15 protein-coding genes and 1 pseudogene are annotated in these 15,258 nt (G+C 64.9%); 8 read left to right on the top strand and 8 right to left on the bottom strand.

Annotated features, from left to right (window positions below):
• Window positions 1-2 precede the first annotated feature (2 nt).
• On the bottom strand, window positions 3-2,054 hold the full coding sequence (gene glyS / locus IX761_RS05540) for a glycine--tRNA ligase subunit beta (protein ID WP_194788622.1): 2,052 nt from the start codon (window positions 2,052-2,054) through the stop codon (window positions 3-5).
• Entirely contained in the window at window positions 2,051-2,998 is a 948-nt protein-coding gene (gene glyQ / locus IX761_RS05535) for a glycine--tRNA ligase subunit alpha (RefSeq protein ID WP_060507781.1), read from the bottom strand. The genes glyS and glyQ overlap by 4 nt, the downstream gene beginning before the upstream one ends.
• Before the next feature lie 84 nt (window positions 2,999-3,082).
• Here glyQ and IX761_RS05530 point away from each other — a divergent pair, with 84 nt between their 5' ends.
• Window positions 3,083-3,634 (top strand): DNA-3-methyladenine glycosylase I, encoded by a 552-nt coding sequence (locus IX761_RS05530; RefSeq protein WP_194788621.1) that lies wholly within the window; start codon window positions 3,083-3,085, stop codon window positions 3,632-3,634.
• 41 nt (window positions 3,635-3,675) lie between these two features.
• Window positions 3,676-4,563 carry a lysophospholipid acyltransferase gene (locus IX761_RS05525; protein ID WP_194788620.1) on the top strand — a complete coding sequence of 296 codons (888 nt, stop codon included), beginning with the start codon at window positions 3,676-3,678 and terminating at the stop codon, window positions 4,561-4,563.
• 161 nt (window positions 4,564-4,724) lie between these two features.
• Here IX761_RS05525 and IX761_RS05520 read toward each other — a convergent pair whose 3' ends face one another.
• The 5 genes from IX761_RS05520 to def are packed head-to-tail and all read right to left on the bottom strand — an operon-like array spanning window position 4,725 to window position 9,252.
• Window positions 4,725-5,039: a tetratricopeptide repeat protein gene (locus tag IX761_RS05520; protein WP_194788619.1), complete on the bottom strand. Its 315-nt coding sequence runs from the start codon at window positions 5,037-5,039 to the stop codon at window positions 4,725-4,727.
• 11 nt (window positions 5,040-5,050) lie between these two features.
• Window positions 5,051-6,424 (bottom strand): Trk system potassium transporter TrkA, encoded by a 1,374-nt coding sequence (gene trkA, locus IX761_RS05515; protein WP_194788618.1) that lies wholly within the window; start codon window positions 6,422-6,424, stop codon window positions 5,051-5,053.
• A 24-nt stretch (window positions 6,425-6,448) separates the two neighbouring features.
• The gene (rsmB, locus tag IX761_RS05510; protein ID WP_194788617.1) at window positions 6,449-7,756 is read right to left on the bottom strand and encodes a 16S rRNA (cytosine(967)-C(5))-methyltransferase RsmB; all 1,308 of its coding nucleotides are present in this window, start codon (window positions 7,754-7,756) and stop codon (window positions 6,449-6,451) included.
• Window positions 7,753-8,685, bottom strand: coding sequence for a methionyl-tRNA formyltransferase (gene fmt / locus IX761_RS05505; RefSeq protein WP_194788616.1), 933 nt, complete (start codon window positions 8,683-8,685; stop codon window positions 7,753-7,755). The genes rsmB and fmt overlap by 4 nt, the downstream gene beginning before the upstream one ends.
• 60 nt (window positions 8,686-8,745) lie before the next feature.
• Window positions 8,746-9,252 (bottom strand): peptide deformylase, encoded by a 507-nt coding sequence (gene def / locus IX761_RS05500; RefSeq protein WP_110994080.1) that lies wholly within the window; start codon window positions 9,250-9,252, stop codon window positions 8,746-8,748.
• A gap of 209 nt (window positions 9,253-9,461) precedes the next feature.
• Here def and dprA point away from each other — a divergent pair, with 209 nt between their 5' ends.
• The 4 genes and pseudogenes from dprA to IX761_RS05480 form a co-directional block, all read left to right on the top strand.
• Window positions 9,462-10,559, top strand: coding sequence for a DNA-processing protein DprA (gene dprA, locus IX761_RS05495; protein WP_194788615.1), 1,098 nt, complete (start codon window positions 9,462-9,464; stop codon window positions 10,557-10,559).
• 39 nt (window positions 10,560-10,598) lie between these two features.
• Entirely contained in the window at window positions 10,599-11,156 is a 558-nt protein-coding gene (locus IX761_RS05490; RefSeq protein WP_194788614.1) for an L-threonylcarbamoyladenylate synthase, read from the top strand.
• A gap of 435 nt (window positions 11,157-11,591) precedes the next feature.
• Window positions 11,592-11,903, top strand: a complete 312-nt coding sequence (locus IX761_RS05485) for a hypothetical protein (RefSeq protein WP_194788613.1) — start codon at window positions 11,592-11,594, stop codon at window positions 11,901-11,903.
• 127 nt (window positions 11,904-12,030) lie between these two features.
• Window positions 12,031-12,219 (top strand): annotated as a pseudogene (locus IX761_RS05480) (hypothetical protein); the annotation flags it as partial.
• A gap of 162 nt (window positions 12,220-12,381) precedes the next feature.
• On the opposite strand, the gene IX761_RS05475 reads toward IX761_RS05480, so the two are convergent.
• Entirely contained in the window at window positions 12,382-13,359 is a 978-nt protein-coding gene (locus IX761_RS05475) for an NADPH:quinone reductase (protein WP_194788612.1), read from the bottom strand.
• Between the two features lie 132 nt (window positions 13,360-13,491).
• Between IX761_RS05475 and hemF the strand changes: the two genes are divergently transcribed.
• Window positions 13,492-14,403, top strand: coding sequence for an oxygen-dependent coproporphyrinogen oxidase (gene hemF / locus IX761_RS05470; RefSeq protein WP_110994086.1), 912 nt, complete (start codon window positions 13,492-13,494; stop codon window positions 14,401-14,403).
• A gap of 25 nt (window positions 14,404-14,428) precedes the next feature.
• Entirely contained in the window at window positions 14,429-15,253 is an 825-nt protein-coding gene (gene aroE, locus IX761_RS05465) for a shikimate dehydrogenase (RefSeq protein ID WP_194788611.1), read from the top strand.
• Window positions 15,254-15,258 lie beyond the last annotated feature (5 nt).

Genomic DNA, 15,258 nt, shown 5'->3' with positions numbered 1-15,258 from the left:
GCTTACCCCAGCAGAGAAATGTCGGCCACGCCCAGGAACAGACCGCGCAGGCGGCTGAGCAGGGCATAACGGTTGGCGCGCACCTTGGCGTCCTCGGCGTTGACCAGCACCGCCTCGAAGAAGGCGTCGACCGGGTCGCGCAGGGCGGCCAGGCGGGCCAGCGCTTCGTTGTACTGACGCGCGGCCGCCATCGGTTGCACGGCCTGGTCGGCCTGCTGGATGGCCGAGTACAGCGAGAACTCGTTGGCGTTGTCGAAGTACTTGGGTTCGACCTGTTCGGCGATGGCGCCTTCGGCCTTGCTCAGCAGGTTCGACACACGCTTGTTCGCCGCAGCCAGGGCCGCGGCTTCCGGCAGCTTGCGGAACGCCTGCACGGCCTGTACGCGCTGGTCGAAGTCCAGGGCGGAACCCGGCTTCAGGGCACGCACCGACAGGTAGGTGGCAACGTCGATACCTTCGTCCTCGTAGCGCGCACGCAGGCGGTCGAAGATGAATTCCAGCACCTGCTCGGACAGGCCGGCGGCCTTGACCTTGGCACCGAACTGCTTGACCGCGAACTCGACCGCAACGGTCAGGTCCAGGTCCAGCTGCTTGTCGATCAGGATGCGCAGCACGCCCAGGGCGGCACGGCGCAGGGCGTACGGGTCCTTGCTGCCGGTGGGCAGCATGCCGATGCCGAAGATGCCGACCAGGGTGTCGAGCTTGTCGGCGATGGCCACGGCAGCACCGGTGAGGGTCTGCGGCAGCTCGGCGCCGGCACCGCGCGGCATGTACTGCTCGTTCAGCGCCAGGGCGACGTCTTCAGGCTCGCCATCGTTGAGGGCGTAGTAGTAGCCGGCGATGCCTTGCATCTCCGGGAATTCACCGACCATTTCCGAGGCCAGGTCGCACTTGGACAGCAGGCCGGCACGGCCGGCGTTGGCGGCGCTGCCACCGAGGTACGGGGCAATGAACGCGGCCAGCTTGGAGACGCGCTCGGCCTTTTCGAACACGGTGCCCAGCTGAGCCTGGAACACTACGTTCTTCAGGCGCTCGTTGAAGCTTTCCAGCGGCTGCTTCTTGTCCTGCTTGAAGAAGAACTCGGCGTCGGTCAGGCGCGGGCGCACGACCTTTTCGTTGCCCTGCACGATCTGCTTGGGATCGCGGCTCTCGACGTTGGCCACGGTGATGAAGCGCGGCAGCAGCTTGCCTTCGCTGTCCAGCAGGCAGAAGTACTTCTGGTTGTCCTGCATGGTGGTGATCAGGGCTTCCTGCGGCACTTCGAGGAAACGCTCCTCGAACGAGCACACCAGCGGCACTGGCCACTCGACCAGCGCGGTCACTTCGTCCAGCAGCGCCGGCGGCACGATCGCGCTGCCTTCCTGCTGCATGGCCAGTTCCGCGGTGCGCTTGCTGATCAGCTCGCGACGCTCGGCGAAGTCGGCCAGCACGTAGGCTTTGCGCAGGTCTTCGACGTAGTTGGCCGGGGTGGTGATCACCACGTTTTCCGGGTGGTGGAAGCGGTGGCCACGGGATTCACGGCCGGCCTTCTGGGCGAGGATGGTGCAGTCGACGACCTGGTCGCCGAGCAGCATCACCAGCCATTGAGTTGGGCGCACGAACTCTTCACGGCTGGCGCCCCAGCGCATGCGCTTGGGGATCGGCAGGTCGTTGAGCGAGTCTTCGATGATGGTCGGCAGCAGGCTGGCGGTCGCCTTGCCCGGGATGTGCTGGGAGAAACGCAGCTTGGCGCCGCTCTGGTCGATGTCCGACAGCTCCACGCCGCACTTCTTGGCAAAGCCCAGGGCGGCCTGGGTCGGCTCGCCGTCTTTGAACGCCGCCTGCATGGGCGGGCCATCGATATTGATGCTGCGGTCCGGCTGCTGCACGTCGAGCTGGCGAATCAGCACGGCCAGGCGGCGCGGCGCGGCGTACACCTGCTTGGCGGTGTAGTTCAGGCCGGCGGCCTGCAGGCCTTTCTCTATGCCGGCCAGGAAGGCGTCGCCCAGCGAGGCGAGGGCCTTGGGTGGCAGCTCTTCGGTGCCCAGTTCAACCAGGAAATCTTGAGCACTCATTGTGCAGCCTCCAGCTTAGCCAACACTTCGTCACGCAGTTCAGGGGTGGCCATCGGGAAGCCCAGGCGTGCGCGGGCTTGCAGATAGCTTTGCGCCACGTCACGGGCGAGCGTGCGTACACGCAGGATGTAGCGCTGGCGCTCGGTCACCGAGATGGCGCGGCGGGCGTCCAGCAGGTTGAAGGTGTGCGACGCCTTCAGGACCATTTCATAGGTCGGCAGCGGCAGCTCGAGCTTGATCAGGCGGTTCGCTTCGCTTTCATAGAAATCGAACAGTTCGAACAGCTTCTCGACGTTGGCGTGCTCGAAGTTGTAGGTCGACTGCTCCACTTCGTTCTGGTGGAACACGTCGCCATAGGTGACCTTGCCGAACGGGCCGTCGGCCCACACCAGGTCGTAGACCGAGTCCACGCCCTGGATGTACATGGCCAGGCGCTCCAGGCCGTAGGTGATTTCACCGGTGACCGGGTAGCACTCGATGCCGCCGACCTGCTGGAAGTAGGTGAACTGGGTCACCTCCATGCCGTTCAGCCAGATTTCCCAGCCCAGGCCCCAGGCGCCGAGGGTTGGCGATTCCCAGTTGTCTTCGACGAAGCGAATGTCGTGAACCAGCGGGTCGATGCCGATGGCCTTCAGCGAGCCAAGATAGAGCTCTTGGAAGTTCGCCGGGTTTGGCTTGAGCACCACTTGGAACTGGTAGTAGTGCTGCAGGCGGTTGGGGTTTTCGCCATACCGTCCGTCGGCAGGGCGACGGCTAGGCTGCACGTAGGCGGCGTTCCAGGTTTCCGGGCCGACGGCGCGCAGGAACGTGGCGGTATGGAAAGTGCCGGCGCCTACTTCCATATCGTAGGGCTGAAGCACCACACAACCTTGAGCTGCCCAGTAGTTCTGCAGGGCGAGGATCAGGTCTTGGAAGGTACGCACGGCTGGCGTAGGCTGGCTCACGAAATTCACCTGTATCTGGGGATGCGGATGTAAAGAGCGGGAGTATAACCCGATTCGCCTCGCCCTCTACGTAATTGGAGCCTTATGCCACGCTGCTCTTGGTGTTCCGACGACCCCTTGTACCAGGCCTACCACGATCAGGAGTGGGGAACGCCGCAGCGCGATCCGGCGTTGCTGTTCGAGATGCTTTTGCTCGAAGGGTTCCAGGCGGGCCTGTCATGGATCACGGTATTGAAGAAACGCGAGCGCTATCGCGAGGTGCTGCACGGTTTCGATCCGGTGCAACTGTCGCAGCTGAGCGACGAGCGCATCGAAGAACTGATGCTTGACCCCGGCATCATCCGCAACCGCCTCAAGCTCAAGGCCGTTCGCCGCAATGCGTTGGCCTGGCTGGCTGTGGATAACCCAGCAGCATGGTTGTGGTCGTTCGTGGGTGGCCAGCCGAAGATCAACCACTTCCAGGGCCGGGGCGACGTGCCGGCGGTGACCGAGGAAGCCAAGGCCATGAGCAAGGCGTTGCAGAAAGCCGGCTTCACCTTCGTCGGCCCGACCATCTGCTACGCCTTCATGCAGGCCACCGGCATGGTCATGGACCACACCACCGATTGCGATCGCTACGCCGCCTTGCTGCGCTGAGGGGTTACAATGCGCGCCTTGCTGAAATAAGGAATTCGCCTGTGGAAAAGTTCAAGGGCGCCCTGATGGTCGGGGTGCTGCGCCTGTTCGCCAAGTTGCCCTGGGGCGCTGTGCAGCGCGTTGGCGCCGGCATCGGCTGGCTGATGTGGAAAGTCCCCAACGGCTCGCGCAACGTGGTGCGCATCAACCTGGCCAAGTGCTTCCCGGAGATGGACCCGGCCGAGCGTGAGCAACTGGTGGGGCGTGCGCTGAAAGACATCGGCAAATCGTTCGTCGAAAGCGCCTGTGCCTGGATCTGGCCGCCGCAACGCTCGCTCGACCTGGTCAAGGAAGTGCACGGCCTGGAAGTGCTGGAGCAGGCCCTGGCCTCGGGCAAGGGCGTGGTCGGCATCACCAGCCACCTGGGCAACTGGGAAGTGCTCAACCACTTCTATTGCAACCAGTGCAAACCGATCATCTTCTACCGCCCGCCGAAGCTGAAGGCGGTGGATGATCTGCTGCGCGAGCAGCGGGTGCAGATGGGCAACCGCGTGGCGCCTTCGACCAAGGAAGGCATTCTCAGCGTGATCAAGGAAGTGCGCCGGGGTGGCCAGGTGGGGATTCCTGCCGACCCGGAGCCGGCCGAGTCGGCAGGTGTGTTCGTGCCGTTCCTGGGTACCCAGGCGCTGACCAGCAAGTTCGTGCCGAACATGCTGGCCGGTGGCAAGGCTGTCGGGGTGTTCCTGCATGCCCTGCGCCTGCCGGATGGTTCGGGCTTCAAGGTGTTCCTGGAAGCGGCGCCAGAGGCCATGTACAGCACCGATGTGAATGAATCGGCGGCGGCCATGAGCAAGGTGGTCGAGCGTTATGTGCGCGAGTACCCGAGCCAGTACATGTGGAGCATGAAGCGCTTCAAGAAGCGCCCGGCCGGTGAGGCGCGTTGGTACTGAGAAATCCACTGCTCTTCCAGCAGCTCTGCTTGCTATAGCAGGGAACCTTGTGGGAGCGGGCTTGCCCGCGAAGCAGGCACCGCGGTGCATGGCACCGGCTGCGCCGGTGTTCGCGGGCAAGCCCGCTCCCACAGGGATTGCGGTGTGTACAAGGGACCGCGTCAGCTTGAGGTTTTGTTCAACTTCTTCAGAAACACCGTCATCTCCTTCTCGGCCTGCTTGTCCCCATGGGCCTGCGCCGCCTCGATCCCCTCCTCCCAGGCCTTGCGCGCCCCAGCCAGGTCACCCTGCAGCTGATAGGCCTTGCCCAGCAGCTTCCACGCCGCCGAATACTTGGGGTCCTGCTTCACGCAACTGGCCAGGTGTACCGCCGCCTCGGCGCCATTGCCTTCATCCAGCCAGGCCTTGCCCAGGCCAAAGCGCAGCAGCGGGTTATCCACACCCTTGGCCAGCATCTTCTCCAGCGATTCGCGCATGCCCTGCTCCTTTAGAAGAAACTCAAGCCCACGTGGAACAGCTTCTCCACGTCCCGAATATGCTTTTTATCCACAACGAACAGGATCACATGGTCGCCCGACTCGATCACCGTGTCGTCGTGGGCGATCAGCACTTCCTCGTCGCGGATGATCGCGCCGATGGTGGTGCCCGGCGGCAGGGCGATGTCCTCGATGGCCTTGCCCACCACCTTGCTCGACTTCGAATCACCATGCGCTACCGCCTCGATGGCCTCGGCCGCGCCACGGCGCAACGAGTGCACACTGACGATATCGCCGCGGCGCACGTGGGCCAGCAGCGTGCCGATGGTGGCCAGCTGCGGGCTGATGGCGATGTCGATGTCGCCGCCCTGCACCAGGTCGACATAGGCCGGGTTGTTGATGATGGTCATCACCTTGCGCGCACCCAGGCGCTTGGCCAGCAGCGACGCCATGATGTTGGCCTCGTCGTCGTTGGTCAGGGCCAGGAAAATGTCGGCGTCGGCGATGTTCTCTTCCAGCATCAGGTCCTTGTCCGAGGCGCTGCCCTGCAGCACCACGGTGCTTTCCAGGGTGTCGGAAAGGTGCCGGCAGCGCGCCGGGTTCATCTCGATGATCTTCACCTGGTAGCGGCTTTCGATGGCCTCGGCCAGGCGCTCGCCGATCTGCCCGCCACCGGCGATCACCACACGCTTGTTGGTCTCGTCGATGCGGCGCAGCTCGCCCATCACCGCGCGGATGTCCTTCTTCGCGGCAATGAAGAACACCTCGTCGTCGGCCTCGATCACCGTGTCGCCCCGTGGCGTGATCGGCCGGTCGCGGCGGAAGATCGCCGCCACGCGGGTGTCGACGTTGGGCATGTGGGCGCGGATCTGGCGCAGTTGCTGGCCCACCAGCGGCCCGCCGTAATAGGCCCTGACCGCCACCAGCTGGGCCTTGCCCTCGGCGAAGTCGATCACCTGCAGCGAGCCTGGGTGTTCGATCAGGCGCTTGATGTAGTTGGTCACCACCTGCTCGGGGCTGATCAGCACGTCCACCGGGATATGGTCGTTGTCGAACAGCTCTTCGCGGGTGAGGTAGGCCGACTCGCGTACCCGGGCGATCTTGGTCGGGGTGTGGAACAGCGAGTAGGCCACCTGGCAGGCGACCATGTTGGTCTCGTCGCTGTTGGTCACCGCCACCAGCATGTCGGCGTCGTCGGCGCCGGCCTGGCGCAGCACCGTCGGCAGCGAGGCGCGGCCCTGCACGGTGCGGATGTCCAGGCGATCGCCCAGGTCGCGCAGGCGCTCGCTGTCGGTGTCGACCACGGTAATGTCGTTGGCTTCGCTGGCCAGGTGTTCCGCCAGCGTACCGCCTACCTGCCCTGCGCCGAGGATGATGATCTTCATCCACTACTCCCTACGTTCTTGTGCTTACCGCGAGGCGGCGATCTTGATCAGCTTGGCATAGTAGAAACCGTCGTGGCCGCCTTCCTGGGCCAGCAACTGGCGGCCGTGGGGCTGGCGCAGGCCGGCCTCGGTGGCCAGGTCCAGCTCGCGGGCACCCGGGGTGCGTGCAAGGAAGGCGTCGATCACTTCGGTGTTCTCGGTCGGCAGGCTGGAGCAGGTGGCGTACAGCAGCATGCCGCCCACTTCCAGGGTCGGCCACAGGGCATCGAGCAGCTCGCCTTGCAGCGCGGCCAGGGCCGGGATGTCGTCGGCCTGGCGGGTCAACTTGATGTCCGGGTGGCGGCGGATCACGCCGGTGGCCGAGCAGGGGGCGTCGAGCAGGATGCGTTGGAATTGCTTGCCGTCCCACCAGCTGGCGGTGTCGCGGGCATCGCAGGCGATCAGCTCGGCATCGAGCTTGAGGCGGTCGAGGTTCTCGCGCACGCGGGTCAGGCGCTTGGCCTCGAGGTCGATGGCGACCATGTGCGCCAAGCCCGGTTCGGCTTCGAGCAGGTGGCAGGTCTTGCCGCCCGGGGCGCAGCAGGCGTCGAGCACACGTTGGCCGGGGGCCAGTTCCAGCAGGTCGGCCGACAACTGCGCGGCTTCGTCCTGCACGCTGACCCAACCCTCGGCGAAGCCCGGCAGGCCGCGCACATCACAGGCTTCGGCCAGCACAATGCCGTCACGGCTGTACTGGCAGGCGCTGGCGCCGATACCGGCCTCGGCCAGCAGCGCGAGGTAAGCGTCGCGGCTGTGATGGCGACGGTTGATGCGCAGGATCATCGGCGGGTGGGCGTTGTTGGCGGCGCAGATGGCTTCCCACTGCTCCGGCCAGAAGGCCTTGAGCGCCTTTTGCAGCCAGCGCGGGTGGGCAGTGCGCACCACCGGGTCGCGCTCCATGCCGGCCAGCAGTGCCTCGCCTTCGCGCTGGGCACGGCGCAGCACGGCATTGAGCAGGGCCTTGGCCCACGGCTTCTTCAGCTTGTCGGCACAACCGACGGTTTCGCCGATGGCGGCGTGGGCCGGGATGCGGGTGTAGAACAGCTGGTACAGGCCGACCAGCAGCAGCGCCTGCACATCGGCGTCAGCGGCCTTGAACGGCTTCTGCAGCAGTTGCGCGGCCAGCAGGTCCAGGCGCGGCTGCCAGCGGGCGGTGCCGAAGGCCAGGTCCTGGGTCAGGCCACGGTCGCGCTCATCGACCTTGTCCAGTTGCGCCGGCAACGAGCTGTTCAGCGAAGCCTTGCCGCTGAGCACAGCGGCCAAGGCACGGGCGGCAGCCAGGCGTGGATTCATTGGCCGAGCACCTTGCCGTTGGCGAATTTCTCGCGACGGCTGTTGAACAGGTCAGCGAAGTTCAGCGCTTTGCCACCCGGCAGTTGCAGGCGGGTCAGGCTCAGGGCCTGGTCACCGCAGGCGACTACCAGGCCATCTTTGCTGGCCGACAGGATTTCGCCCGGGGCGCCCTGGGCTGTGGACAAGTTGGCGGCCAGCACCTTCACGCTTTCGCCGTCCAGGGTGCTGTGGCACACAGGCCAAGGGTTGAAGGCGCGGATCAGGCGCTCAAGCTCCACCGCCGGGCGGCTCCAGTCGATGCGCGCTTCGTCTTTGTTCAGCTTGTGTGCGTAGGTGGCCAGGGCATCGTCCTGCACTTCGCCTTGCAGGCTGCCGTCGGCCAGGCCGGCGATGGCTTGGATCACCGCAGGCGGGCCCATTTCGGCGAGGCGGTCGTGCAGGCTGCCGCCGGTGTCGTCGGCGCTGATCGGCGTGACCACTTTCAGCAGCATCGGGCCGGTATCCAGGCCCGCTTCCATGCGCATCACGGTCACGCCGCTCTCGGCGTCACCCGCCTCCACGGCGCGCTGGATCGGCGCCGCACCGCGCCAGCGTGGCAGCAGCGAGGCGTGGCTGTTGATGCAACCCAGGCGCGGAATATCCAGCACCGCTTGCGGCAGGATCAGGCCGTAGGCGACCACCACCATCAGGTCCGGCTTCAGCGCGGCAAGCTCGGCCTGGGCGTCGGCATTGCGCAGGGTCTGCGGCTGGTACACCGGGATGTCATGGGCCACGGCCAGGGCCTTGACCGCGCTCGGCATGAGCTTCTGGCCACGGCCGGCTGGGCGGTCCGGCTGGGTGTAGACGGCCACGATCTCGTACGGGCTGTCGAGCAGGGCCTTGAGGTGTTCGGCGGCAAACTCTGGGGTGCCAGCAAAGACGATGCGCATGGAGTTCTCGCTGCAAAAAAGAAAAAGGCTTGCCGGAGCAAGCCTTCTGGAAGGGAGGGATCAGGCTTGCTGGCGGTGCTGCTTTTCCAGCTTCTTCTTGATCCGGTCACGTTTGAGCTGCGACAGGTAGTCGACGAACAGCTTGCCGTTGAGGTGATCGAATTCGTGCTGCACGCACACCGCCAGCAGGCCTTCGGCTTCGAGCTCGTAGGGCTTGCCGTCGCGGTCCTGGGCCTTGACCCGGACACGCAGCGGGCGGTCGACGTTTTCGTAGAAGCCCGGCACCGACAGGCAGCCTTCCTGGTACTGGCCCATGTCGTGGGTCAGCTCTTCGACGCTGGGGTTGATGAACACGCGCGGCTCGCTGCGGTCTTCGCTCAGGTCCATCACCACGACCTGCTGGTGCACGTTGACCTGGGTCGCCGCCAGGCCGATGCCCGGGGCCTCGTACATGGTTTCGAACATGTCGTCGATCAGCTGACGCAGGGCGTCGTCGAACACCGTTACCGGTTTGGCAATGGTACGCAGGCGCGGATCGGGGAATTCGAGAATGTTCAAAATGGCCATAGGGGTCAGGCAGTCACTGTGCGGTCGGTTGAAAACTGAGCACACATAATAAAGGGAAAAGGTGGCCAAGGCACCTGTGAAAGCTCGGCTAGGGTGTGAAAGGGCGGCTTATTGCCGATTTGATGGACAGCTTTTCAAAGCGTTATCAACACAGTTATCCACAGCTTGTGCCACGCCGATGGCCCCTTTTCGATCAAGGATGATCCTTTATGACTACACCCCGTTCGTCGCCTTGCCCACCTGCCGAACTGGAGGCGCGGTTGCGTCTGCATCGCCTGCCCGACACTGGCCTGCGGCGTTTTCATACCCTCATCGAAGCCTTTGGCAATGCCTCGTCGGCACTCAGTGCGCCGGCCAGTGCCTGGCGCGCATTGGGGCTGTCGGCGGCCAGTATCGAGGCCCGGCGCAGCCCCGAGGTGCGCGACGGTGCATTGGCTGCAATGGCCTGGCTAGAGCGCTCGGGGCAGCATTTACTGATGTGGGACGGGCCTGGGTATCCCGCGTTGCTGGGTGAAATCGACGACCCGCCGCCGCTGCTGTTCGTCGCCGGTGACCCTGCTTTGCTGGAGCACCCTCAGTTGGCAATTGTGGGCAGCAGGCGTGCTTCACCGCCGGCGCTGGATACCGCAGGTGCGTTTTCGCGTTGCCTGGCGCAAGCCGGCTTCACTATCACCAGCGGGCTGGCGCTGGGCGTTGACGGTGCCGCTCATCGGGCCGCGCTGAAGGCCGGCGGGCACACCATCGGGGTGCTCGGCACGGGGTTGCAAAAACTTTATCCACAGCGCCACCGCGACCTCGCCCGGGCGATGCTCGACAGCGGTAGCGCGCTGGTTTCCGAGTACCCATTGGATGCCGGGCCGTTGGCCGGCAACTTCCCCCGGCGCAACCGGATCATCAGTGGGCTGTCGCTGGGTGTGCTGGTGGTCGAGGCGAGCATTGCCAGCGGCTCGTTGATCACCGCCCGGCTTGCCGCCGAACAAGGGCGCGAGGTGTATGCCATTCCCGGCTCCATCCACCACCCCGGCGCCAAGGGCTGCCACCAGCTGATCCGCGACGGCGCGCTACTGGTGGAGAGCGTGGAACAGATCCTCGACAGCCTGCGCGGTTGGCAGAACCTGCCTGCTGCCCCTGTGGGCAAATCCGACCATCCGCTGCTGGCCTTGCTCCACGCCGCGCCCCACACCACCGAAGGCTTGGCACACAGCAGCGGCCAGCCGTTGGCCCAGGTGCTGGCCAGCCTCACCGAGCTGGAGCTCGAGGGCCGGGTCAGCAATGAAGCCGGGCGTTGGTTTGCAAGGTCGGCCTAAGTACACTGCGCCCAAGGCTTATAGGCGGAGAGATATCAAATGGTGAGCAGTTGGCGTGTGCAACAAGCCGCGCGTGAGATCAAGGCGGGTGCGGTGATCGCCTATCCAACCGAAGCGGTCTGGGGCCTGGGCTGCGACCCATGGAACGAAGACGCGGTGTATCGCCTGCTGGCGCTCAAGTCGCGGCCTGTGGATAAAGGCCTGATCCTGGTCGCCGACAGCATTCACCAGTTCGACTTCCTGTTCGAAGACTTCCCCCAGGACTGGATCGACCGCATGGCCGCCACCTGGCCGGGGCCGAACACCTGGCTGGTGCCGCACCAGGACCTGCTGCCCGAGTGGGTGACCGGGCAGCATGACAGCGTGGCGCTGCGGGTCAGTGATCATCCACAGGTACGGGAGCTGTGTGCGTTGGTCGGGCCGTTGATTTCCACGTCCTGCAACCCGGCTGGGCGCCCGGCGGCCAAGAGCCGGTTGCGGGTGGAGCAGTATTTCCACAAGCAGCTGGACATGGTGCTGGGTGGGGCGTTGGGGGGGCGGAAGAATCCGAGTGTGATTCGGGATTTGGCGACCGGCGAGATCGTTCGTCCGGGGTGAGACCCCAAGCCCTGTGAGCAACCTTTGTGGGAGCTGGCTTGCCAGCGATGAGGCCAGCAGGGGCAACCTCATTGCCTGAACTGGCCCTATCGCTGGCAAGCCAGCTCCCACAGGGTCCGTGCTAGCTTCAGCATTTTCTGATTTTGATTCCCAAGGCTGCCCATCTCGAATTCAGAGAAATATCCTACGCAGCCTGTCGACCGCCATTACCTTCTCAGTGGGAACTCCTGCCTCTAGGCTCCAGACCGTCGCCGAATAACTTGGCGATCGGGTGTGGTAACCCGAGCAGGGAGAGATCTTGGCAGTCTATGGTGGCTGCATGCGGGAGGCCTCGTGCCTGCCGGGTTTTGAGATCTCTCCCGGTTTACCACCCCGTATGCAGCTGCCACCCATCCGTGTGGTAACGGATGCGTGCCGGCCTAGATGCGAGATCTCATGATGAAAAAGATCGTCCCCGATCCACCTCTCCCCAATACCTCCACCCACCCCTTCGGCCGCTGCGATGCCGGTCATCCGCCCCTCTTTTCCGTGAACCCCGACGTCTCCCCACACGACGCCCTGGTGCATGTAGCGCTCTACCTGCGCTGCGCCTACGACACCGGCATCAAGGCGCTCGACCACCTGCGGGACGAGGGGCGGGGGATGTTCTGGTCCAGCCTGCATTCGTTGGAAATGGCGGAGGGGGTGGTGGAGGCGATGCTTGAGGGCATTGAGTCGGCGCCAGTGAACCAAGGTTCTAGTGACTAAGTTGGCGCTATCGCGGGCTATGTTTTGAACTTGCGTTTGACTTGGGTCTGCTGGGGCCGCTGCGCGCCCCTTTCGCGACACAAGGCCGCTCCTACAGGTGAGCGCGATCCTCTGTAGGAGCGGCCTTGNGGTGCATGTAGCGCTCTACTTGCGCTGCGCCTACGACACCGGCATCAAGGCGCTCGACCACCTGCGGGACGAGGGGCGGGGGATGTTCTGGTCCAGCCTGCATTCGTTGGAAATGGCGGAGGGGGTGGTGGAGGCGATGCTTGAGGGCATTGAGTCGGCGCCAGTGAACCAAGGTTCTAGTGACTAAGTTGGCGCTATCGCGGGCTATGTTTTGAACTTGCGTTTGACTTGGGTCTGCTGGGGCCGCTGCGCGCCCCTTTCGCGACACAAGGCCGCTCCTACAGGTGATCGCGATCCTCTGTAGGAGCGGCCTTGTGTCGCGAAAGGGCTGCGCAGCAGCCCCAGGATCTCAAGGCAGAAGAACAGTCGAACCGACAGTCCGTCGCGCAGACAACTCACTCTGCGCCTTGGCCGCCTCACTCAACGGATACCGCTGCTGGATATCCACCACCAGCTTGCCACTGGCGATCATCGCGAACAGGTCATCGGCCATGGCCTGGGTGTTCTCGGCGTTGTTGGCATAACTCGCCAGCGTCGGCCGGGTGACATACAACGAGCCCTTCTGCGACAGGATGCCAAGGTTCACCCCGGTCACCGCGCCAGAGGCATTGCCAAAGCTGACCATCAATCCACGCGGCTTCAGGCAATCCAGCGAAGTCAGCCAGGTATCCGCCCCTACGCCGTCATACACCACCGGGCATTTCTGACCGTCGGTCAGTTCCAGCACGCGCTTGGCGACGTCTTCACGGCTGTAGTCGATGGTCGCCCAGGCCCCAAGCGCCTTGGCCCGTTCAGCCTTCTCGGCGGAGCTGACAGTCCCGATCAGCTTGGCCCCCAGCGCCTTGGCCCATTGGCAAGCCAGAGACCCCACCCCACCGGCAGCCGCATGGAACAGCACGAAATCCCCCGGCTGCACGGCGTAGGTCTGCTTGAGCAGGTACTGCGTGGTCAGCCCCTTGAGCATCACCGCCGCGGCCTGCTCGAAGCTGATCGCCTCGGGCAACTTGACCAGGTTGGCCTCCGGCAGCGTATGCACCTCGCTGTAAGCCCCCAGCGGCCCGCCGGCATAGGCCACGCGGTCGCCGACCTTGATCCGGCTGACCCCCTCGCCCACCGCCTCGACCACCCCCGCCGCTTCGGTACCCAGCCCGGAAGGCAGTGACGGTGGCGCATACAACCCGCCACGGAAATAGGTGTCGATGAAGTTCAGGCCGATCGCATGGTTGCGCACGCGCACCTGCTGCGGGCCGGGCGGGGCCGGGTCGAACTCCACCAGCTGCAACACTTCCGGGCCGCCATGCTGGCTGAACTGGATACGCTTGGCCATCACACACTCCTGTCATTCGGGCTGCAAAGGCTTTCTATCGGACGCCTTTGCTTGATCGCCGTCAACTGCGGCGCGGGGTTTGCCGGTGGTATGCTACGCGGCGAATTTTCCCCGCTCCTTCCAGGTGACCCGATGACCAGCCGCACCGAGGCCGTGAAAGCCTACCTGCTCGACCTGCAAGACCGCATCTGCACTGCCCTCGAGAACGAAGACGGCGGCGCCCGCTTCGTCGAGGATGCCTGGGTGCGCGATGCCGGCGGCGGCGGTCGCACGCGGGTGATCGGCGATGGCAAGGTGATCGAGAAAGGCGGCGTGAACTTCTCCCACGTGTTCGGCAGCGGCCTGCCGCCGTCGGCCAGTGCCCACCGCCCGGAGCTGGCGGGCCGTGGTTTCGAGGCGCTGGGCGTGTCGCTGGTGATCCACCCGCACAACCCGCATGTGCCGACCTCCCACGCCAACGTGCGGTTCTTCATCGCCGAAAAAGAAGGCGAAGAAGCCGTGTGGTGGTTCGGTGGCGGCTTCGATCTGACCCCCTACTACGGCAACGAAGAAGACTGCGTGCACTGGCACCGCGTGGCCGAGCAGGCCTGCGCGCCGTTCGGCGCCGACGTGTACCCGCGCTACAAGGCCTGGTGCGACCGCTACTTCCACCTCAAGCACCGTGGCGAGCCGCGCGGCATTGGCGGCCTGTTCTTCGATGACCTGAACGAGTGGGACTTCGACACCTGCTTCGCCTTCATCCGCGCCATCGGTGACGCCTACGTCGAGGCTTACCTGCCGATCGTCCAGCGCCGCAAGGGCACCCCGTACACCCCGGCTCAGCGTGAATTCCAGGAATACCGTCGGGGTCGTTATGTGGAGTTCAACCTGGTCTACGACCGTGGCACCCTGTTCGGCCTGCAGTCCGGTGGCCGCACCGAGTCGATCCTCATGTCGCTGCCGCCGCAAGTGCGTTGGGGCTACGACTGGAAAGCCGAGCCTGGCAGCGAAGAAGCACGCCTGACCGAGTACTTCCTGCAAGACCGCGACTGGCTCGCCCAGTAAGCCTGTGGAAACCCGAGGATCACCCATGGACCAGTACGTCGTTTTCGGTAACCCCATCGGCCACAGCAAGTCGCCGCTGATCCACCGCCTGTTCGCCGACCAGACCGGCGAGGACCTGGAGTACGCCACCCTGCTGGCGCCGCTGGACGAGTTCAGCGACTGCGCCCGGGGCTTCTTCAAGCAAGGCAGCGGCGCCAACGTCACCGTGCCGTTCAAGGAAGAGGCCTACCGCCTGTGCGACAGCCTCACCCCGCGTGCCCAGCGTGCCGGCGCGGTGAACACCTTGAGCAAGCTGGCCGACGGCACGCTGCAGGGTGACAACACCGATGGCGCCGGGCTTGTGCGCGACCTTACCGTCAACGCCGGGGTCGAGCTGGCCGGCAAGCGCATCCTCATCCTGGGTGCCGGTGGCGCGGTGCGTGGCGTGCTGGAGCCGATCCTGGCGCACAAGCCGCAGTCACTGGTGATCGCCAACCGTACCGTAGAAAAGGCTGAGCAACTGGCCCGTGAGTTCGACGAGCTGGGGCCGGTGGTGGCCAGCGGTTTTGCCTGGTTGCAGGAGCCGGTGGACGTGATCATCAACGCCACCTCGGCGAGCCTGGCGGGCGAGCTGCCGCCGATTGCCGACAGCCTGGTCGAGGCGGGGCGTACCGTTTGCTACGACATGATGTATGGCAAGGAGCCGACGCCGTTCTGCCAGTGGGCGAGCAAGCTGGGTGCGGCTAAGGTGCTGGATGGGTTGGGGATGCTGGCGGAGCAGGCGGCCGAGGCGTTCTTCATTTGGCGTGGGGTTCGGCCTGAGACCGGGCCGGTGCTGGATGAGCTGCGTCGGCAGCTAGCTCGCGGCTGAATTCG

Source organism: Pseudomonas sp. UFMG81 (genome assembly GCF_015354575.1).
Lineage (GTDB): Bacteria > Pseudomonadota > Gammaproteobacteria > Pseudomonadales > Pseudomonadaceae > Aquipseudomonas.
The sequence above is the reverse complement of the archived record's forward strand: the minus strand, read 5'-3'. Positions and strand labels throughout refer to the sequence as shown.

Excerpts from the sequence above, each read along its gene's own strand:
- glyS (WP_194788622.1), bottom strand. The coding sequence starts at position 2,054 with ATGAGTGCTCAAGATTTCCTGGTTGAACTGGGCACCGAAGAGCTGCCA.
- IX761_RS05530 (WP_194788621.1), top strand. The coding sequence starts at position 3,083 with ATGCCACGCTGCTCTTGGTGTTCCGACGACCCCTTGTACCAGGCCTAC.
- IX761_RS05520 (WP_194788619.1), bottom strand. The coding sequence starts at position 5,039 with ATGCGCGAATCGCTGGAGAAGATGCTGGCCAAGGGTGTGGATAACCCG.
- trkA (WP_194788618.1), bottom strand. The coding sequence starts at position 6,424 with ATGAAGATCATCATCCTCGGCGCAGGGCAGGTAGGCGGTACGCTGGCG.
- rsmB (WP_194788617.1), bottom strand. The coding sequence starts at position 7,756 with ATGAATCCACGCCTGGCTGCCGCCCGTGCCTTGGCCGCTGTGCTCAGC.
- fmt (WP_194788616.1), bottom strand. The coding sequence starts at position 8,685 with ATGCGCATCGTCTTTGCTGGCACCCCAGAGTTTGCCGCCGAACACCTC.
- def (WP_110994080.1), bottom strand. The coding sequence starts at position 9,252 with ATGGCCATTTTGAACATTCTCGAATTCCCCGATCCGCGCCTGCGTACC.
- dprA (WP_194788615.1), top strand. The coding sequence starts at position 9,462 with ATGACTACACCCCGTTCGTCGCCTTGCCCACCTGCCGAACTGGAGGCG.
- IX761_RS05490 (WP_194788614.1), top strand. The coding sequence starts at position 10,599 with ATGGTGAGCAGTTGGCGTGTGCAACAAGCCGCGCGTGAGATCAAGGCG.
- IX761_RS05485 (WP_194788613.1), top strand. The coding sequence starts at position 11,592 with ATGATGAAAAAGATCGTCCCCGATCCACCTCTCCCCAATACCTCCACC.
- IX761_RS05475 (WP_194788612.1), bottom strand. The coding sequence starts at position 13,359 with ATGGCCAAGCGTATCCAGTTCAGCCAGCATGGCGGCCCGGAAGTGTTG.
- hemF (WP_110994086.1), top strand. The coding sequence starts at position 13,492 with ATGACCAGCCGCACCGAGGCCGTGAAAGCCTACCTGCTCGACCTGCAA.
- aroE (WP_194788611.1), top strand. The coding sequence starts at position 14,429 with ATGGACCAGTACGTCGTTTTCGGTAACCCCATCGGCCACAGCAAGTCG.